The sequence below is a fragment of the Marilutibacter maris genome (assembly GCF_006546735.2).
Lineage (GTDB): Bacteria > Pseudomonadota > Gammaproteobacteria > Xanthomonadales > Xanthomonadaceae > Marilutibacter > Marilutibacter maris.
In genome coordinates, this window is the sequence record NZ_VICD02000164.1 from 1 (window position 1) to 18,594 (window position 18,594).

Sequence of the window (18,594 nt, forward strand, 5' to 3'; positions counted from 1 at the left end):
ATCGGCATGCCCCAGGATTGACCCGTAGGAGCTGCGTCAGCTGCGACCCGGGCTTTCCCATGAAGGCCCTCGCGGCTTACGCCGCTCCTACGAAAGGCAGGAGTTGCGTTGCCAGCCCTGCCCGTTCCCGGGACAAAGTCCGACCTCGGCCAGCATCATTTTCCGATCTTCGTGCCGCACATCGCGTCTGCATGCTCATCGCATGAAGATCACTCGATCATCAGGACATGGTCACGCCGCGCTGCGGCGGGGGCGAACCTCCACCGCGGGCCAGATCTACCTGGTGACCTTCACCACCCACAATCGAAGCCGACTGTTCGCCGACCCGGCACGTGCGATGACCGCGGCCCGCGCACTGGTCGATCCCCGCTGCTGGACCAGGTCGCACCTGCTGGCGTGGGTGCTGATGCCGGATCACTGGCACGGGTTGGTCGCTCTCGGCGAGGACGACGCCCTGCCCGGCCTGATCCGACGGATCAAGACCAGTACCGCCCGCTGCGTGCGCCGTGACCAGCGACATGCTGGGCCAGTGTGGGCACGCGCCTACCACGACCATGCGCTACGCAAGGAGGAGGACCTGCTCGGCGCCGCCCGCTATCTGGTGATGAACCCGGTGCGCGCCGGCCTGGTCCGTCGCTGTGGCTCGTACCCGTACTGGGACGCGGTGTGGTTGTGACCCGCCCACCATGCAGGTTCCGTAAAAGCTGCGTGAGCTGCAACCCGGGCTTTCCCATGAAGACCCCATCGCGGCTTACGCCGCTCCTACGAAAAGCTTCGGCGCACGCATCGGCATGCCCCCGGGATTGACCCGTAGGAGCTGCGTCAGCTGCGACCCGGGCTTTCCCATGAAGGCCCCATCGCGGCTTACGCCGCTCCTACGTCAGGTGTCATGGCGCCCCAGCCCCCTGAGTCAGGGGGCGATTCGTGCCGAAGGCGCGAATGGGGGTCTGGAAGCGCAACGGCGGGGCCCAAGGTTTGCGCAGCAAATTTTGGGGATTCCCGGGCGCAGCACGGGGATCGCCGGCTTGCGCCGCTCCTACGAAAGGCAGGAGCGGCGCGCGGCGGTCAGGCCTTGTGGCCGGCCTCGCGGGCGGCGCGGATCTGGGCGTCGACCGCGGCGATGGCGGTCATGTTGACGACCCGGCGCGAGGTCGAGTTCGGGGTCAGGATGTGCGCCGGCTTGTCCAGGCCCATCAGGATCGGCCCCAGCGCGACGCCCTCGGTCATCATCCGGATCATGTTGTAGGTGATGTTGGCCGCGTCCAGGTTCGGCATCACGAACAGGTTCGGGCGCCCTTCCAGGGTGGTGTTGGGGAAGATCCGCTTGCGCAGGTCCTCGTCCCAGGCGGTGTCGGCCATCATCTCGCCGTCGACCACCAGCTTGGGCATGCGCTGGGCCAGGATCTCGCGGACCTTGCGCATCTTCGCCGCCGACGGGTTGTCGTGGCTGCCGAAGTTGGAGTGCGACAGCAGCGCGACCCGCGGTTCGACCCCGAACAGCTTCAGCCTGTAGGTCGCCTGCAGGGTCGCCTCGGCGATCTGCTCGGCCGGCGGATCGACCTGGACGTGGGTATCGAGGAAGAACCAGACGCCCTTGTCGTTGATCACGCCGGTCATCGCGGCGGTGCCGGTGACGCCGCGCTCGAAGTCGAACACGCTGCGCAGGTAGCCGAGTTTCTTGTGGAAGCGCCCGACCAGGCCGCAGATCATCGCGTCGGCCTCGCCGCGCTCGACCATCAGCGAGGCGATCAGGGTCGGCCGCGAGCGCAGCAGGTTCTTGGCCGCGGCCGGAGTGACGCCGCGGCGCTCGGTCAGCGCGTGGTACTGCTGCCAGTACTCGTTGAAGCGCGGGTCGTCGTTGATGTTGGTCAGCTCGTAGTCGGCGCCCTCGCGCATGCGCAGGCCGAGGCGCTCGATCCGCGCCTGGATGACCTCCGGGCGGCCGATCAGCACCGGATAGGCGAGGCGCTCGTCGACCACGGTCTGCACCGCGCGCAGCACGGTCTCCTCCTCGCCCTCGGCGTAGACCACGCGCTTGCGGTCGCTGCGGGCGCGGTCGTAGACCGGCTTCATCACCAGGCCGGTGCGGTGGATGAACTGGCCGAGCTGCTCGACGTAGGCCTCGACATCGTCCAGCGGACGGGTCGCCACGCCGGACTTCATCGCCGCCAGCGCCACCGCCGGCGCCAGCATCACCAGCAGGCGCGGGTCGAACGGGCGCGGAATCAGGTACTCGGCGCCGAAGGTCGGCACGTCGCCGCCGTAGGCGCTGCCGAGGTCGCCGGCCTCCATCCGCGCCAGCCGCGCGATCGCGCGCACGCAGGCCAGCTTCATGTCCTCGTTGATCACGGTCGCGCCGACGTCCAGCGCGCCGCGGAAGATGTACGGGAAGCACAGCGCGTTGTTGACCTGGTTCGGGTAGTCCGAGCGGCCGGTGGCGATGATGCAGTCCGGACGGACCTTCTTGGCGTCCTCCGGCAGGATCTCCGGATAGGGGTTGGCCAGCGCGAGGATGATCGGCTTGTCGGCCATCGTCGCGACCATCTCCGGCTTGAGGATGCCGCCGGCGGACAGGCCCAGGAACAGGTCGGCGCCCTCGACGATCTCGGCCAGGCTGCGCTTGTCGGTGTCGCTGGCGTAGCGCGCCTTGTCCGGGTCCAGGTTGGGGCGGCCGCTGTAGATCACGCCCTCGCGGTCGAACGCGGTGATGTGCTCCTTCTTCACCCCCAGCGCGACCAGCATGTCCAGGCAGGCGATGCCGGCGGCGCCGGCGCCGGTGGTGGCGACCCTGACGTTCTCGATGTCCTTGCCGGCCACTTCCAGCGCGTTGAGCACGGCGGCGCCGACGATGATCGCGGTGCCGTGCTGGTCGTCGTGGAACACCGGGATCTTCATCCGCTCGCGCAGCTTGCGCTCGACGATGAAGCACTCCGGCGCCTTGATGTCCTCCAGGTTGATGCCGCCGAAGGTCGGCTCCAGGCTGGCGATGATGTCGACCAGCTTGTCCGGGTCGCGCTCGTCGACCTCGATGTCGAACACGTCGATGCCGGCGAACTTCTGGAACAGCACGCCCTTGCCTTCCATCACCGGCTTGCCGGCCAGCGCGCCGATGTCGCCCAGGCCCAGCACCGCGGTGCCGTTGCTGACCACCGCGACCAGGTTGCCGCGCGCGGTGTAGTCGCGGGCGGTGTTCGGATCGACCGCGATCGCCTCGCAGGCGTAGGCCACGCCGGGCGAGTACGCCAGGGCGAGATCGCGCTGGGTGACCATCGGCTTGGTCGCGGTGACCTTGATCTTGCCGGCGGGGCTGAGGCGGTGGTAGTCGAGCGCGGCTTGCTTGAAGGCGTCGTTGTCGGACATCAGGACGGGAACCAGGGACGGGCCAGTGATTCTACCGGCGATATCCACAACAACCAGTGATCCGTCAAGCACCTCGCGCCATACGCCCACGTACGAAAACCGGCCGGCGCCGCCATGCTTTGGCAAACCCGGCCCGATTGACCAGAATTGGCGGTTCGCAACCTGCGGATTCCGGATGGCCCGCCCGCCGACCTCCACGCCCCCCATCCCGGCCTGGCTGCTGCCGGCCGCGGCCCTGCTCGCGTTCCTGGCGCAGTGGCCGCTGGTCGCCAACCCGGGCTACTTCAGCCACGACGAGCTGCAATGGGCGGCGCGCGCATGGTCGGCCGACGGCGGCCCGCTGCCGTGGATGGCCTGGACCGATCCGGGCGTGTTCCAGTACCGCCCGCTGACCTTCAACCTGTGGCTGTGGCTGTCGCGGCACCTGTTCGACACGCCGATGGCCTTCCACGCGGTGCTGGTGGCGATGGGCGCGCTCAACACCGCGTTGCTGGCCGGACTGCTGCGGCGTCTGGGCGCGGCGCCGGCGATGGCGCTGATCGGCGCGCTGGGCTTCGCGCTCGGCCCCTACGCGACCTATGTGCACGGCTGGGTCGGCACCATCGGCGACCTGTTGTGGGTGGCGATGGCGCTGGCCTGCGGCTGGGTGTGCAGCACGTCGAGCAGCACGCGGCGCCCGCGCCAGGCGGCGGTCGCGATCGGCTGCGCGCTGCTGACCGCCATCGGCCTGCTGGCCAAGGAAGCGGCGTTGTCGATCCCGGCCCTGCTGGCGGTCGCCGCCCTGCTGGACCGCGAGCGGCCGGGCTGGCGCTGGGGCCTGCTGGGCTCGGCGTTGCCGGCGGCGGCCTACCTGGCCCTGCGGATCGGCGTGCTCGGTGCCGCCGGCGAGGGCTCGGGGGCGTATGCGTGGTCGATCGAGCGGATCCCGGTCCGCGCCCTGGAGTACTTCGTGTTCCTGCCGCAGTTCGGCGCCTTCGAAACCCTGAGCGCCCTCGTGCGCGGGTTCGCCGCCCCCTCGGTGTGGGTCGCGATCGCGCTGTGGCTGGTGGTGCTGGCGGCCCTCGCCCGGACCGGCTGGCGGGCTCCGGCGGCGCTGGTCGGCGGCGGCCTCGCCGCGCTGGGCCCGGTGCTGGTGCTGCCCACCGCCTACAACCAGTACGGCTACGGCTTCGCCGCGGTCGTCGCCGGCGTGTTCGCGCTCGCCTGGCCGCGCCTGCCGCACTGGGGCAGGGCCGCCACCGGCCTGCTCGCGGTGCTGGTGCTCTGGCACGGCATCCACGTGATGCGCTGGATGCACCGGGTCGGCGAGGTGCAGGCGGTATTCACTCCGGCGCTGGTGGAGGCGGTGCGCGACCGCGACCCGGCCCGGCCGCTGCGCCTGCGGGTCGCCGCGGATGCCAAGGCATGGATGTTCATGCGCCTGACCCACGAGATTCCGCACGTGCGCGGGGAACCCATCGGGGGGCGCGTGGTCCTGGTCGACGGCGATGTCGACGGCGATGTCGACGGCGATGTCGAAGGCGATGCCGCGGCCGATGCGGTGGTGCGGGCGGACGGCCGCATCGAGCCGCTGCCGGCGCCGGACCGCTAGAGCTCCAGCGGTTCGTCGCCGCCGGCGATGGCGTCGAGGCGGATGCGGTTGGCGAACAGCGAGAACGCCAGCATTCCGGCCAGGCCATTGGCGCGGGTGATCCAGTGCGGCATCCAGCGCGCGGGTTCGAGCACGCCGTCGACGAACAGCGGCTCGAAGCGCTGCACGTCGGCCAGGGTCATCTTGCCGGCGAACAGCCAGCGGCACAGTTGCAGCTTCTGTTCGCGCAGGGCCCAGCGGAAGAAGGTGTGCACCGAGACCAGGCCGCGCAGGTAGACGGTGTCCTTGGTGAACGCGCAGCCGCCGCTGACCGGCACCCCGCGGAACACGCGCTGGGCCGAGGCGAAGCTCTCCTCGGCGGCCTGGCCGGCATCGAGGAAGTAGCGGAACACCTCGACGAAATCGGCCCCGCCCAGGGCCATGTCGACCGCCTCGATGCGCAGGCTGATCCGCTTCATCCGGCCAATATCAATACTGCCGGTGATCTGCTCGGCGAAGGTCGCCAGCCCCTCCTGGGTCTCGGTGCTGCGCGGCGAGGACAGCCCCAGGCTCGGCAGCACCGGCTGCTGGCGGCCGTTGATCGCGGTCAGCGAGTGCACGAAGGCCTCGTGCTGCAGCAACTGGTCGCGGTCGTAGTCGCTGAAGGCGGCATTGCTGCGCAGACGGATGCGGGTGGCGCCGGCGGCGGCCTTGGAGATCAACTCCGGGTCGAGCTCGACCTCGATCACCCGTTCGCCGAAGAAATTGTCCAGCTCGCGCTGCAACTGCAGTTGCAACGCGGTCGCCGACACGGTGATGTGCTCGGCCGGCGCCATCAGCTCGCGGTCGAGTTCGTCGGCGATCGAGATGAAGTGCTGCGCCGCCTCACGCGCGCTCGGGCCGTCGCCGGGCAGGGCCTCGTCGGGGCGCCCGAACAGCCGCACCGAATGCGCGGTCACCGCCGACGTGCCCAGCGACTCCAGCAATTGCGCCGCAATGCCCCAGCTGTGCGCCGACTCGCGCAGGTACTGGCCCAGCGGGTGGTCGGGATCGGCCTCGGCGGCGACCGCCCCCAGCTCGGCGCGGACCTCGGCGAAGTCGTGGCGCGGGTATTCGATCCGCGGCAGCGCCACCCGGCCGGCGGCGTAATCCTCCAGGAAGCGTTGCTCCTGCCCGGCCGGCCAGCTGGTCAGGGTCAGCAGACGGATTCCGCGCGCGGCCTGGACCATGCGCGCATCGAGCGCGGCATGGTGGGCGATCGCGAGGTCGTCGGCGCTCGTTCCCTTCATCCGTGCATGCTACCCATTCGCGACCGGGCCGTGCCGCCGCGCGTCACGCCGATCCGACGGGAGATGGAATAATCCGGCCGACCCGGTGCGCCGGCCCCCTCGACCCGACCAGGAAAACGCCATGACCGAACCCGCGACCCCGCAGCCCCCGCTCCGCTCCAGCAGCCGCCTGTTCGAGATCGTGATCGGCATCGGCGTGCTGGTGATCTCGGTGGTCTCGGTCTTCGTCGCGGTCAACGCCAACCGCACCCAGGAGCGCATCCTCGCCGCCAGCGTGTGGCCGTCGCTGATGTTCGGCACCAGCAACGCGTCGACGGAAGGCGCGCCCCAGATCACCCTCGACCTGCTCAACCGCGGCACCGGTCCGGCCCGCGTGCGCTGGGCCGAGCTCCTCTACAAGGATGCCCCGGTACGCGATTCCGACACCCTGCTGTCGCTGTGCTGCGGGGTCCCGACCAACGCCGCGGACGATCCAACCCTGCTGTCCAGCGGCATCCAGCGGCGGGTGATCGCCCCTGGCGAGTGGATCAACCTGGTCCGTTACCCCCAGCCCGACCCGGTGACACCGGCCTGGGAGGCGCTCGACCGCGAACGCCACAACGTCCGCCTGCGCGCCTGCTACTGCTCGGTGCTGGACGAGTGCTGGCTACTGGACAGCAACCGCGACGACCCCGAGCCGGTGAACCAGTGCCCGCGCACGCCCGGCGTGCTGTGGGGCAGCTGAGGCGGGAGCGCGGGCTCATAGCGTCTGCAGGAATTCGGTGATCGCCTCCAGTTCGCTGCGGTGCAGATCGAGCGGCTCCAGCATCGGGTCCGGGCGCGGAAACAGCGGATCGTCCTCCTGGCCGGGCCTCGGCCGGGGTCTCGGCATCCCGGCGTTGTACATGTTCATCACCCCGCGAAGGTCCCTGAAGATGCCGTTGTGCATGTACGGGCCGGTCCGGCGCACGTTGCGCAGGGATGGGGTACGGAACTTGCCGCTGTCGGCCGGATCGCCGGTCACCTCGTAGCGGCCCAGGTCCTGGCGCGAACGCCCGTAGAAGTGCAGGCCCAGGTTGTGGAAACGGTTGTCGGTCAACGCCGGACCGCTGTGGCAGCTCATGCAGCGGCCGTGGGTGCGGAACAGGTGCAGGCCCCACAACTGCCGGTCGCTGAGCAGGTCGCGGCGCCCTTCCAGAAACCGGTCGAAGCGGTTCGAGCGCGGCACCAGGCTGCGCTGATAGGCGGCCAGCGCCTGTGCGACCCGGTGGATGCCGATGCGACGCTCGCCGAACACCTGCCGGAACCGTTCGCGATAGGCCCCGTCGCGATTCAGGCGCCGCTCCACGTCGGCGAGACTGGCCGCCATCTCGACCCGGTCCTGGATCGGATGCAGCGCCTGCGCCTCCAGGCTGCCCGCGCGCCCGTCCCAGAACAGCGGCGCCGCATACGCCGCCATCGCCACGCTCATCGCGTTGCGCCTGCCGGCCTGGCGGTCATGACCGAACGACACGCTGCGTCCGTCGCCCCAGCCCAGCTGACGGTCGTGACAGCTGGCGCAGGCGATCTGGCCGGACCCGGACAGCCTCGGGTCCTCGAACAGGGCCTTGCCCAGCGCCACCTTCTCCGGCGTCCCCGGATTGTCGGGCGGCTCGGGCACCCGTCGCGGCAGCGGCGCCAGCTCCTGCCAGACGGCGCCCTCGGCGACCTGCGGCGCCGGCCATTCGCCGATCGGCCGCGAGTAGATCTCGCGCAGGCAGGCGAAGTCGATCGACGGAGCACTGGGAGCAATCCGCTGCCGGCAGACGTCCCGCCCCTCCTGCACCGCATTGTCCGCATCCGCCACCGCGACCGGGGCGAGGCCGGCCAGCAACAGCAGCGCCGCGGCGCTGCCCGATCGTGCGACCCGTCTCATCTCAGAACCGGTACCCCAGTTCGAGCCAGTAGCTGCGCCCGGGCTCGTAGTAGCTCACTCCGCCGGGCGCCCCCGACAGCGGGTTGCGCCGGTTCGTCACATTCTGCGCCTCCACCCGCACATAGGCCTCGCTGTCGCCGGCCAGCGGCAGCGTGTATTCCACGGTGCTGTCCCAGGTGAACGTGCGCGGCAACTCGTAGCGCCGGATCACGTCGATCTCCTCGCCCTGGTACGGCTCGGTATCCACCGTGGCCAGACCGGTATGGCCGGCGCGATAGCGGAAGAAGTTGCTCCACAACAGGCCCCAGCGCGCGATCCGGGTCTGGCTGGACAGGCGCGCCGTCCACGGGCGGTTGTAGCTGCTCTGCGGCAGCTCGTAGGCGCGGATCAAGGTGCCTTCGTAACGGACCCAGCGGTTGTAGCTGCCGTCGGTGTAGCTGCTCTCGTAGTCCGAATAGTTGCGGCGCACATCGGTGTGGTCGAACGCGAACTGCCAGTGGGTGGCGGCGCCGCGCCACGCCCAGGGCTTCTCGGGCCCGATGCTGAGCGTGTAGGTGTCGCTGCGGCTGCGACCGGCGTTGACGTACTGGTAGACGTTGCTGGAGTAGTAGCCGCTGTCGTCATCGCTCGCCACGCGCTGGCGCAGCACCTCGTCGTGGCCGTCGCGACGGACGTACTTCAGGTTGATGTCCAGCCCGCGCCAGCGCTGGTTGATTCCGCCATTGAGCTCGTCGCTGTACGGAATATCCAGCGTCTCGAACCTGTTGTTGGCGGTGTACTGCCGACTCGGCGTCCACTCCAGGGTGTCGGCGGTGCGGGTATGGGTGGTCTGCAGGTTCTCGCGCCCCTCGCGCAGCTTGTAGGAGAAGAAACTGCGGCCGTAGTAGCGGTTGGCGCCCGCGGTAAGCAGGGTCCGGCGGTCGCCGAACATGTCCCACGACAGCGCCAGTCGCGGTGCCACGGTGGTCTTGTCCATCAGGTCGTCGCCGTCCACCCGCAGCCCGGCGCGCAGGCTCCAGCGCCCCAGGCGGATGTCGTCCTCGACGAACACGCTCCACTCCTTCACCCGGGCCTCGAAGTGGCCGGCGCGGTAGACGTTCATGGTGCGGAAGTACTGCCCCTGTCCGGCCACCAGGCCGCCGCTGGTGCTGGCGTACACCGGCGCGAGCGAGCAGGCCTCGGTATCGACCGTGCCCGAGGCCGTGGTGCAGGTCGTGGTCGCGCTTGGACTGAGATAGCTGTAATGGTCGTTGAGGCGGTGATAGGTGCCCAAGCGGTCCCGGTACTGCAGGCCCAGTTGCAGCGCGTGCTCGCTGCCACCCCAGCGCATGGGCTCGCGCGACAGGGTGAGCCCGTAGCCGCTCGTGCGATTGCGCTGGTCGACGTTGCCCCAGTTGCCCTCGAAGCTGCTGTTGTTGACGCCCCAGTCGAACTCGCTCGAGCGCGCCCACGACTTCCAGTAGTCGACCGCCGGTTCCACCCGGCGCGAGCTCTCCATGTCGCTGTGGCTCAGGGTCTGGGCCAGCGTCCAGGCGCCGTGCCCGCTGCTCATCCTCACACTGGCGATCGGCCCGCCCTGTTTCAGGTCGAAATAGGAGTTCTTGGCGTTCTGGGTGAAGTAGCGCTCATCGGTGGGCGCGTAGGTCAGGCTGGCGGCCAGATCCACGCGCTCGCCGGTCCAGTCCAGACGCAGGCTGGCGCTGGTGTTCTGGCGACGCTGTTCCTTGATGAAGGCGTCGTCCGGGCTCACGTTGCCCGAGGAATAGCCGCGCAGCGGAATGTCCGAGCGGGTGCGCTGCACGTTGGCGATCCAGCCCAGCCCCCGCGACGTGCGCCCCTCCAGCATCGCGGCGAGTCGGTACTTGTCGTAGTTGGGCTGGGTGGTATAGCGCGAGGAAAGCCCGGCGCTGTCCTCGTCGCCCTCGGGCAGGATCATCTCGTTCCATGCCGAGCGCGACATGCGCAGGGAAACCTTGCCGCCGAAACCGTCTTTGGCCTTCCTGCTCTGCGCATCGACCACTCCGCCGTTGAACCCGCCGAAACCCGCCGGCACGTTGCTGTCGTAGACGGTGAGCCGGCCGATCAGCTCGGTGTCCAGGGCGATGCCCTGGGTCGAACTGGGAACGTCGGCGACGTGGTGCGGATTGTCGGAACTGGGGTCGAGATCGTTGTTGAACGTGGCACCGTCGAACCGGAACAGGTTCTGGTAGTAGAGGCCGCCATTGATGCTGATGTCCGAAGGACGGATTTCGCCCATGCGGTTCGACGACGCGGCCGCCGAATCGTCGAACTGCACGTTCGGATTGATCCGCAGCAGGGTGCCAATATCGCCGTTGCCGCGCACCTGGTCGTCGATGTAGCCCTCGTTGAGGACCATCCCTTCCTGGTACGGAAACAGGCGCTGGCCGACGACGGTGATCGTGTCGAGGGTCGGCGGATCGGCCAGATACCTCGACGCGGACGTGTCGGTGGCGGATTCGGACGATGCGGGTGCCCCATCGTCAACGCGCTCGGCGGCATGCGCGCCGGCAGCCATCATCGGAACGATGGCGAGTGTCAGAAATCTCATCGGAACTCTCGAAGCGGAAGGAGGCCGGTCGGGCCGGATCCGCTGGCGAGAGAAAGTCTGGAAAGACGCTCGGCTGGCTGGTCAAGGGAGTCTGCAAACCCCGTTCACATTTGTCAATGAAACGTTTTCATCGCCCACGATCGCGCACGCGGGACGGACAGGATCGGCCAGGTGCCGGATCGGCCTTTCGACGACCAGCCCTTCAATGACCCGGCCGCTGGATTCGATCGTTCGCGCCGGGCCGGCGCAAGGTGAGCGGACCGCCGTCCGGGCCCCGCGGGCGCTCCTGCTAGCGCTTGCCGTACTTGTCGGTCTGCCGCTTGTTCACGGCCTTGCTCTGGACCCGGGTCTGCGCCTTCTGGGCGAGGCGGTCGGCGAGCTTGCCGGCGGCACCGGCGACTTCGTCGCGCAGCTTGAGGTAGTTGGCGAAGCGCTGCGCGTCCAGGGTCCCGGCCTCGATCGCCGCGCGCACCGCGCAACCGGGCTCGCGGGCGTGGGCGCAGTCGCGGAAGCGGCATTGCTCGGCCAGGGCCTCGATGTCGGTGAAGCTCTCGGCGACGTCCTCCTCGCCGGTGGGCTTGAGCTCGCGCATGCCCGGGGTGTCGATCAGGCAGGCGCCGGACGGCAGCGGGATCAGCGCGCGATGGGTGGTGGTGTGGCGGCCGCGCGAGTCGCTCCCGCGGACCTCGCCGGTCTTCATCCGCTCGATCCCGAGCAGGCTGTTGGTGAGGGTCGACTTGCCGGCGCCGGAACTGCCGACCAGGACCACGGTCCGCCCAGGCCGCAGCCAGGGCGACAGGGTGGCGACGGCATCGCGGTCGCGCGCGTTGAGCGCGCATACCGCCAGACCGGGGTCGCCCAGCGCGCGCAGCGCCTGGGTGGCGGCGGCGACCGCGCCCGGCTCGGCCGCCTCGGCCAGGTCGGCCTTGGTCAGCACGATCACCGGTTCCAGCGCCGAGCGTTCGGCGGCATCGCCGGTGCCGCTCACCAGCAGCAGGTAGCGCTCGATCCGGCGCGGATTGAAATCGTCGTCGAGCCCGCTGACCACGAACACGGTGTCGACATTGGCGGCGATCAGCTGCTGCCGGTAGTGCTCGCCGGCGGCGCCGCGCTTGATCGCGCTCCAGCGCGGCAGCAGGGCGACGATCCGCGCCGAGCCGCCCTCGCCCTCGACCAGCACCCAATCGCCGACCGCCGGCCGTTCCTCCGACGCGACCTCGCCCTTGCGGTACTGGGCCGGCCGCGTCCATTCCGGCAGGGACTCGGCCCGATAGCTGTTGCCGGGAGCGTCGCCGGTATCCGGAGATTCGGCGACCATGTAGCCGCTGCGGTGCTGTTCGACGATCCGCGCCGGCCGCGCGGCCGGATGCGCGTCGAGCAGGCGGGCCCAGCCCGGCGGGAGCGCCGCGTCGGTGGCGGCGTCGATGCCGGTGCGCAGCCCGTTCACGGGCCAACCGATCGACTGCAGGTCGGCGATGGTGGCGGTCAAGGGCGGCAGCTGTCCGGTCGCATGCTGCGGATTCTATCCGCGCCGGGTGTCGTCGCGGCCAGCCGGGAGCGCCCGGATCGCCGCTGAAGGGCCGTTGCGGGGACGCTGGACACGGCTCCGCATTCGGATAGTCTGGCGGACAATCGCGATTTCCACGCAGCGCCAGGCCCCGCGCCGACGCGCCCCTTCCACGCCCGCCGCCCCCTCCGCCGATGCCGCCATCCAGCCTCAAGACCCGCGAACGCCTGTCCGAAGTCCGTTACGAGATACGCGGCGAGCTCGCCCGGCGCGCACGCGAGCTGGAGGCCCAGGGCCGCACCCTGATCAAGCTCAACATCGGCAACCCGGGCGCGTTCGGATTCCGCGCGCCGGCCCACCTGCAGCGCGCGATCGTCGACGGCATCGACCAGACCGACCCCTACACGCACCAGCAGGGCCTGCCGGCCGCGCGCGAGGCGGTCGCCGCCCACTACCGCAAGCGCGGCACGCCCAACGCGACCCCCGAACGGGTGTTCCTGGGCAATGGCGTCAGCGAACTGATCGACCTGTCGCTGCGGGCCCTGCTCAACCCCGGCGACGAGGTCCTGCTGCCCTCGCCCGACTACCCGCTATGGTCGGCGGCGACCATCCTCAACGACGGTCGCCCGGTCTACTACCGCTGCCTGCCGGAGAACGGCTTCCTGCCCGACCCGGACGAGATCGAGGCGCTGGTGTCCAGCCGCACCCGCGCGATCGTGCTGATCAACCCGAACAACCCGACCGGCGCCAACTATCCGCGCGAGCTGATCGAGCGGATCGTCGCGGTCGCCGCGCGCCACGGCCTGCTGCTGCTGTGCGACGAGATCTACGACTCGATCCTGTACGACGGTGCCGGCTTCCAGCCCATCGCGCCGCTGGCCGGCGACGTGCCCTGCCTGTCGTTCGGCGGCCTGAGCAAGGTCCACCGCGCCTGCGGCTGGCGGGTCGGCTGGGCGGTGCTGTCCGGCGATCCGCTGGCGATCGGCGAGTTCCATCACGCGATGGACCTGCTCGGTGCGCTGCGCCTGTGCGCGAACGTGCCCGGCCAGTTCGCGGTCGAGGCGGCGCTGCACGGCGACAACACCATCGACGCGCTGTGCGCGCCCGACGGCCGCCTGTACGAGGCGCGCCGCGCGGTCATCGACAGCGTCGCCGCCAGCCGCCATCTGCAACTGGTCGCCCCGGCCGGTGCGCTGTACGCCTTCCCGGCGGTTGCCGGCGCCGCCGCCGAAGGCTTCGACGACCACCGCTTCGCGCTGGAACTGCTGGAAACCGAAAACGTGCTGGTGGTGCCGGGCAGCAGCTTCAACGTGCCCTACCGCAACCACTTCCGGGTGACCCTGCTGCCGCAACCCGACGAGCTGCGCGAGGTGTTCCAGCGCATCGAACGGGTCCTCGACCGCCGCGCCGACCGCGACGCGGACGGCGGATCGGCACGTGCGGCGCTGGGCTGAAACCGCCCTCGCGACGGCGCGGCGGGCGTTCGGCGCCGGCCGCCCGCTCGTCGCTGCGCTGGTCACGACCGCGCTGCTGGCCGCCTGCGCCGGCCCCACCCGACCCAAGGAACCGACGATGACGCCGACGCCCTACCTCGCCCTCGGCGACAGCTACACGATCGGCGAGGCGGTGGCCGAGGACGGCCGCTGGCCGGTACGGCTCGCCGCCGCCCTGCGCGACGAAGGCGTGGCGCTGGCCGACCCGCGCATCATCGCCACCACCGGCTGGACCACCGACGAGCTGGCCGATGCGCTGGACGCGGCCGAGCCGCTGGGCGAATGGGGCTTCGTCAGCCTGCTGATCGGGGTCAACAACCAGTACCGCGGACGCAGCCTGGACAACTACCGCAGCGAGTTCGACGCCCTGCTCGTGCGCGCGATCGGCTATGCCGGCGGCCGCGCCGACCGGGTCATGGTGCTGTCGATCCCGGACTGGGGGGTGACCCCGTTCGGCGAGCGCGACGACCGCGGCGTCGACGCGATCGGCGCCGAGATCGACGCGTTCAATGCCGCCGCCCGAGAACTGTGCGCGGCGCGCGGGATCGTGTTCGTCGACATCACCCCGGTCTCGCGCGAGCACGGTGCCGAACCGGCCATGGTGGCCGAGGACGGCCTGCATCCGTCGGCCTCGATGTACGCCGAATGGACCCGGGTCGCACTGCCGGTGGCACGCGGGCTGCTGGCCGACTAAGTCCGCCGGATGAGCGACGACGCGCGCCCGTTGCCTTCGGCCACCGCACGCGCGATCGCACGCGCCTACCGCCCCGCGCATCCGCTGGGCAGCTACTGGGACTACTTCTACGTCCGCGGCAAGCTGTCCAGCGATCCGCTCTACCCCGGCATCGTCGACGCCCTGCGCGGCACCTCGGCACCGGTGCTGGATCTGGGCTGCGGGCTGGGCCTGCTCGCCCATGCGCTGCGCGACGCCGGTCTCGCCCTGCCCTACCGCGGCGTCGACATCGATGCCGGCAAGATCGCCCGCGCCGCGCGCGCGGCGACACGCGCCGGGCTTGGCGAAACCGGATTCGCCCGCCTCGACCTGGCTCGCGGCCTACCCGCGCACCGCGGCAGCGTCGCCGTGCTGGACGTGTTGCAGTTCGTGCCGCGCCAAGCGCACGACGGCATCCTCGACGGCGCGATCGCGATGCTGGCGCCGGGCGCGAAGCTGGTGATCCGTACCGGCTTCGACGACGGCGGCAGCCGCGCCCGGGTGACCCGCGCGGTCGACGTGTTCTCGCGGGTGCTGGGCTGGATGAACGCCGCGCCGCGACACTACCCCGAGCGCGAGGCGCTGTGCGCGCGCCTGGCCGACGCCGGACTGAGGGTCGAGGTCGACTCGTTGTCCGGCGACACCCCGTTCAACAACTGGCGGGTCGTCGCTCACGCGCCATAGGCGCGCCTGCATCTTCCGTAGGAGCGGCGTGAGCCGCGATTACGAAATGCGGTACCGCGCGGGCCCAGCCCCCTGAGTGAGGGGGCGATTCGCATCGCAGATGCGAATGGGGGTGTGGAGGCGCAACGGCGGGGCCCAAGGTTTGCAAAGCAAACTTTGGGGATTCCCGGGCGCAGCCCGGGGATCGCGGCTTGCGCCGCTCCTACGAAAAACCGTTGCGCCGGGATCGCGTCGCGGTCCCGACAGGCGGTCAGCGCGCGTCCGGCAGCACGCCGCGGTACCCCAGTTCGTCCATCCGCCGCAGCCATGCCGCCAGGATGGCGACGCTGCGGCCATGCGCGGCGCCCTCGTGCAGCAGCACGATCGCGCCCGGCCCGATGCCGCCCTCCAGACGGGTGACCACGATCGCCGGATCCTGTTCGACCGCATCGAAGCCGCGCGCGCACCAGGCCACCCGCGCCAGACCGTGTCGTTTCAGCGCCGCGGCCACGAACGGATTGGCCATGCCGACCACCGCGCGGAACCAGCGCGGCGGCTGCCCGAGGATGCCGGCCAGGGCCGCCTGCGCCTCGCCGATCTGCCGGGCCATCGCGCGCGGCCCCAGCATCCAGAACCTCGCGGCGGGGTGGTCGAAGCTGTGGTTACCGACGCCGTGACCGCGCTGCACGATCTCGCGCACCAGCTCGGGGCGTGCCAGCGCACGCGTGCCGACCACGAAGAAGGTAGCCCGGGCGCCATGCGCGTCGAGCAGGTCGAGGATCGCCAGGGTGTCGTCGGAGGGACCGTCGTCGATCGTCAGCCACAGCTCGCGGGCATCGGTCGGCAGCCGGGTCAGCACCGGTCCGAACAACCGCGACTGCGGCTTCAAGGTGCCCCAGACCATGGCCAGATGCGTCGCCAGCAACGCCGGCAGGCCCCAACGCCAACCGGCCCAGGCCCACAGCGCCAACACCGCCAGCTGCGAGACGGCGAAGGCCCACGCCCAGGCCCATGGGTATCGCGGCGGGCGGTGCGGGGACGAAGCGGACATGCGCGCGATCATGCCACGCCGGCAACCGCCCGGCGCGGAACCCGCCTGACGGGAATGCGCAACGAGTAGAATCGCCACTCTCCCACGGACAGGTGAACCGGACCATGCAGGGAATGCCCGGCTGGATCGTACTCATGGCCGCATTGGCGTCGTCGCCATCGGCCACCACCCGCCCCGGCGTCCATTTCGAGCACCACGACTGGCTGCTAGCCTGCGACAACACCGGCACCTGCCGTGCGGCCGGCTACCAGCCCGGCGGCGGCGACCTGCCGGTATCGGTCCTGCTCACGCGCCACGCCGGACCGGGGCAGACGGTGACCGCCGAAGTCCAGATCGGCGACGCCTGGGACGCCTCCGGAGAATCCGCGCAGGAAGCGTTTCCGCTGACCCTGCGGATCGACGGCGGCGATCTGGGCACGGTCGCCGCCGACGGGGCGCTGTCCTCGCCCCAGACCGCCGCCCTGCTCGGGGCGCTCGCCCGCGACACCCGGATCGAGTGGATCGCCCCGGGCGGTACGGTCTACCCGCTTTCCGACCACGGTGCCGCCGCGGTGCTGTTGAAGATGGACGAGACCCAGGGACGGCTCGGAACCCCCGGCGCACTGATGCGCAAGGGCACGCGCGACGAGTCCCAGGTGCCGGCCGCGCGGCCGATGCCGGTGATCGATCTGCCCGCGCTCGACGATGCCGGGATCGCGTTGTCGCCCGATGAGCACACAGCCCTGCTGCGCGAACTGGAGGCGCAACTGGAGCCCGACGCGTGCCCGAGCCTGTCCTTCGGCAACGACGGCAATCCGGTCTCCGACCTCAGCATCAGCGGACTTTCCAACGGCAAGCGCCTGGTGTCGGCGCACTGCTGGCTCGCCGCCTACAACAGCGGCAGCGCCTTCTGGGTGATCAACGCGGAGGCGCCGTATGGACCGGTGCTGGTGACCACCGACGGCAACGAGTACTACCGCGGCCGAATCGAGGCCGGGCACAAGGGCCGCGGCGTGGGCGACTGCTGGGGCTCGCGGACCTGGACCTGGAACGGCGAGACCTTCGTCGGCAGCCACGAGCAGACCACCGGGCTGTGCCGCGGCTTTCCCGGTGGCGCCTGGTCGCTGCCGACCCTGGTCAGCGAGGTCCGCGAGGACGCCTCGCCGGCCGGGTCCGACGGCCGCTAGCGAGCAGGGGTAAAATGTCAGGTTCTCCCCCGCTTCACGGAACCGTGTCCATGTCCCTCGATCCCGCCCTGCGTTCGCGCATCGAGTCCCTGCTGCAGTCGAACAAGGTCGTCCTGTTCATGAAAGGCGCCCCTGACGCGCCGCAGTGCGGCTTCTCGGCCAAGGCCGCCGGCGCGCTGAACGCGCTGCTGCCGGAGGGCTATGCCCACATCGACGTGCTGTCCGACCCGGAGATCCGCGAGGGCATCAAGGAATACGGCCAGTGGCCGACGATCCCGCAGCTGTACATCGGCGGCGAGCTGGTCGGCGGCAGCGACATCGTCGAGCAGATGCTCAACTCCGGCGAGCTGCACGGCGTGCTCGGACTGCCGGCGCCGGATCGCAGCCCGCCGTCGGTCAGCGTGACCCCGGCCGCCCGGCAGATGCTGCTCGATGCCGCCGCCAACGCCGGCGAGGGCTACGCGGTGCAGGTCGAGGTCGACCCGCGCTTCCAGACCCGGCTGCAGCTGGCCCCGGCCGACGCCAACGCGATCGCGGTCGAGATCGACGGCCTGCGCCTGCAGTTCGACCTGGCCGGGGTGCGTCGCGCCGACGGCCTGTCGATCGACTGGGTCGACGACGAGCGCGGCCGCGGGCTGGTGATCGAGAACCCGAACGCACCGCCGAAGGTCCGGCCGATCACTCCGGCCGAGGTCGCCGAGCGGGTTGCCGCCGGCACCCTGACCGTGGTCGACGTGCGCCCGGCCGCGGAACGCGAGATGGCCGCGGTCGGCATCGCCTTCTCGACCCTGGACGAGGGCGGAATGAAGCAGCTGGAAGCGCTCGACAAGACCACCCCGATCGCCTTCCTCTGCCACCACGGCGGGCGCAGCGCGCAGGCGGCCGAGCATTTCCGCGGCCTCGGCTTCCGTGAGCTCTACAACATCGAGGGCGGCATCGACGCCTGGGCCGATATCGACAGCTCGATCGCGCGCTACTGAGGGCTGCGATATCCGGGCGCGGCCGGATATCGTTCCCCCCTGAGTCAGGGGGCGATTCGCGCGCAGCGCGAATGGGGGTCTGGCAGCGCAACGGCGGGGCCCAAGGTTTGCGAAGCAAACTTTGGGGATTCCCGGGCGCAGCCCGGGGATCGCCGGCTCACGCCGCTCCTACGAAATGCGGTACGGCATGGCCCAGCCCCCTGAGTCAGGGGGCGATTCGCGCGCAGCGCGAATGGGGGTGTGGCAGCGCAACGGCGGGGCCCAAGATTTGCGAAGCAAATTTTGGGAGATATCCGGGCGCGGCCGGATATCGTTCCCCCCTGAGTCAGGGGGCGATTCG

General features: G+C 70.4%; 14 protein-coding genes. 8 read left to right on the forward strand and 6 right to left on the reverse strand.

What is annotated here, in order from left to right:
- Positions 1–202 precede the first annotated feature (202 nt).
- Complete coding sequence (locus FKV24_RS10015) at positions 203–676, forward strand: REP-associated tyrosine transposase (RefSeq protein ID WP_141482276.1); 474 nt, start codon at positions 203–205, stop codon at positions 674–676.
- 389 nt (positions 677–1,065) lie between these two features.
- Here the strand turns inward: FKV24_RS10015 and FKV24_RS10020 are convergent, their stop codons facing one another.
- The gene (locus FKV24_RS10020; protein ID WP_141482277.1) at positions 1,066–3,360 is read right to left on the reverse strand and encodes an NADP-dependent malic enzyme; all 2,295 of its coding nucleotides are present in this window, start codon (positions 3,358–3,360) and stop codon (positions 1,066–1,068) included.
- A gap of 175 nt (positions 3,361–3,535) precedes the next feature.
- Between FKV24_RS10020 and FKV24_RS10025 the strand changes: the two genes are divergently transcribed.
- Positions 3,536–4,951 carry a hypothetical protein gene (locus tag FKV24_RS10025; protein ID WP_141482278.1) on the forward strand — a complete coding sequence of 472 codons (1,416 nt, stop codon included), beginning with the start codon at positions 3,536–3,538 and terminating at the stop codon, positions 4,949–4,951.
- Here FKV24_RS10025 and FKV24_RS10030 read toward each other — a convergent pair.
- Positions 4,948–6,219 carry a flavohemoglobin expression-modulating QEGLA motif protein gene (locus FKV24_RS10030; protein ID WP_141482279.1) on the reverse strand — a complete coding sequence of 424 codons (1,272 nt, stop codon included), beginning with the start codon at positions 6,217–6,219 and terminating at the stop codon, positions 4,948–4,950. The genes FKV24_RS10025 and FKV24_RS10030 overlap by 4 nt on opposite strands.
- Before the next feature lie 121 nt (positions 6,220–6,340).
- Here FKV24_RS10030 and FKV24_RS10035 point away from each other — a divergent pair, with 121 nt between their 5' ends.
- Entirely contained in the window at positions 6,341–6,943 is a 603-nt protein-coding gene (locus FKV24_RS10035; protein ID WP_141482280.1) for a hypothetical protein, read from the forward strand.
- Between the two features lie 15 nt (positions 6,944–6,958).
- Here the strand turns inward: FKV24_RS10035 and FKV24_RS10040 are convergent, their stop codons facing one another.
- The 3 genes from FKV24_RS10040 to rsgA form a co-directional block, all read right to left on the reverse strand.
- Positions 6,959–8,113, reverse strand: a complete 1,155-nt coding sequence (locus FKV24_RS10040; protein WP_141482281.1) for a cytochrome-c peroxidase — start codon at positions 8,111–8,113, stop codon at positions 6,959–6,961.
- A 1-nt stretch (position 8,114) separates the two neighbouring features.
- Positions 8,115–10,682, reverse strand: a complete 2,568-nt coding sequence (locus tag FKV24_RS10045) for a TonB-dependent receptor (RefSeq protein WP_141482282.1) — start codon at positions 10,680–10,682, stop codon at positions 8,115–8,117.
- 289 nt (positions 10,683–10,971) lie between these two features.
- A complete protein-coding gene (gene rsgA / locus FKV24_RS10050) occupies positions 10,972–12,180 on the reverse strand; it encodes a ribosome small subunit-dependent GTPase A (protein ID WP_425481616.1) in 1,209 nt (402 codons plus the stop codon).
- Positions 12,181–12,383: 203 nt separating this feature from the next.
- Between rsgA and FKV24_RS10055 the strand changes: the two genes are divergently transcribed.
- From FKV24_RS10055 to FKV24_RS10065, 3 genes are all read left to right on the forward strand, one after another.
- Positions 12,384–13,643, forward strand: a complete 1,260-nt coding sequence (locus FKV24_RS10055) for an aminotransferase class I/II-fold pyridoxal phosphate-dependent enzyme (RefSeq protein ID WP_111267671.1) — start codon at positions 12,384–12,386, stop codon at positions 13,641–13,643.
- A gap of 118 nt (positions 13,644–13,761) precedes the next feature.
- Positions 13,762–14,376 carry an SGNH/GDSL hydrolase family protein gene (locus tag FKV24_RS10060; RefSeq protein ID WP_141482283.1) on the forward strand — a complete coding sequence of 205 codons (615 nt, stop codon included), beginning with the start codon at positions 13,762–13,764 and terminating at the stop codon, positions 14,374–14,376.
- Between the two features lie 9 nt (positions 14,377–14,385).
- Positions 14,386–15,078, forward strand: a complete 693-nt coding sequence (locus FKV24_RS10065; RefSeq protein WP_141482284.1) for a methyltransferase domain-containing protein — start codon at positions 14,386–14,388, stop codon at positions 15,076–15,078.
- 250 nt (positions 15,079–15,328) lie between these two features.
- Here FKV24_RS10065 and FKV24_RS10070 read toward each other — a convergent pair whose 3' ends face one another.
- Positions 15,329–16,108, reverse strand: a complete 780-nt coding sequence (locus FKV24_RS10070; RefSeq protein WP_141482285.1) for a polysaccharide deacetylase family protein — start codon at positions 16,106–16,108, stop codon at positions 15,329–15,331.
- Positions 16,109–16,242: 134 nt separating this feature from the next.
- On the opposite strand from FKV24_RS10070, the gene FKV24_RS10075 reads away from it, so the two are divergent.
- Both FKV24_RS10075 and grxD read left to right on the forward strand, forming a co-directional pair.
- Positions 16,243–17,274, forward strand: a complete 1,032-nt coding sequence (locus tag FKV24_RS10075) for a DUF1176 domain-containing protein (protein ID WP_249040985.1) — start codon at positions 16,243–16,245, stop codon at positions 17,272–17,274.
- 50 nt (positions 17,275–17,324) lie between these two features.
- Positions 17,325–18,254, forward strand: coding sequence for a Grx4 family monothiol glutaredoxin (grxD, locus tag FKV24_RS10080; RefSeq protein ID WP_141482287.1), 930 nt, complete (start codon positions 17,325–17,327; stop codon positions 18,252–18,254).
- The last annotated feature ends 340 nt before the right edge of the window (positions 18,255–18,594 follow it).

Coding starts and splice junctions, on each gene's coding strand:
- FKV24_RS10025 (WP_141482278.1), top strand. CDS start 3,536: ATGGCCCGCCCGCCGACCTCCACGCCCCCCATCCCGGCCTGGCTGCTG.
- FKV24_RS10055 (WP_111267671.1), top strand. CDS start 12,384: ATGCCGCCATCCAGCCTCAAGACCCGCGAACGCCTGTCCGAAGTCCGT.
- FKV24_RS10070 (WP_141482285.1), bottom strand. CDS start 16,108: ATGTCCGCTTCGTCCCCGCACCGCCCGCCGCGATACCCATGGGCCTGG.
- FKV24_RS10040 (WP_141482281.1), bottom strand. CDS start 8,113: ATGAGACGGGTCGCACGATCGGGCAGCGCCGCGGCGCTGCTGTTGCTG.
- grxD (WP_141482287.1), top strand. CDS start 17,325: ATGTCCCTCGATCCCGCCCTGCGTTCGCGCATCGAGTCCCTGCTGCAG.
- FKV24_RS10015 (WP_141482276.1), top strand. CDS start 203: ATGAAGATCACTCGATCATCAGGACATGGTCACGCCGCGCTGCGGCGG.
- FKV24_RS10075 (WP_249040985.1), top strand. CDS start 16,243: ATGGCCGCATTGGCGTCGTCGCCATCGGCCACCACCCGCCCCGGCGTC.
- FKV24_RS10030 (WP_141482279.1), bottom strand. CDS start 6,219: ATGAAGGGAACGAGCGCCGACGACCTCGCGATCGCCCACCATGCCGCG.
- FKV24_RS10020 (WP_141482277.1), bottom strand. CDS start 3,360: ATGTCCGACAACGACGCCTTCAAGCAAGCCGCGCTCGACTACCACCGC.
- FKV24_RS10035 (WP_141482280.1), top strand. CDS start 6,341: ATGACCGAACCCGCGACCCCGCAGCCCCCGCTCCGCTCCAGCAGCCGC.
- FKV24_RS10065 (WP_141482284.1), top strand. CDS start 14,386: ATGAGCGACGACGCGCGCCCGTTGCCTTCGGCCACCGCACGCGCGATC.
- FKV24_RS10045 (WP_141482282.1), bottom strand. CDS start 10,682: ATGAGATTTCTGACACTCGCCATCGTTCCGATGATGGCTGCCGGCGCG.
- FKV24_RS10060 (WP_141482283.1), top strand. CDS start 13,762: ATGACGCCGACGCCCTACCTCGCCCTCGGCGACAGCTACACGATCGGC.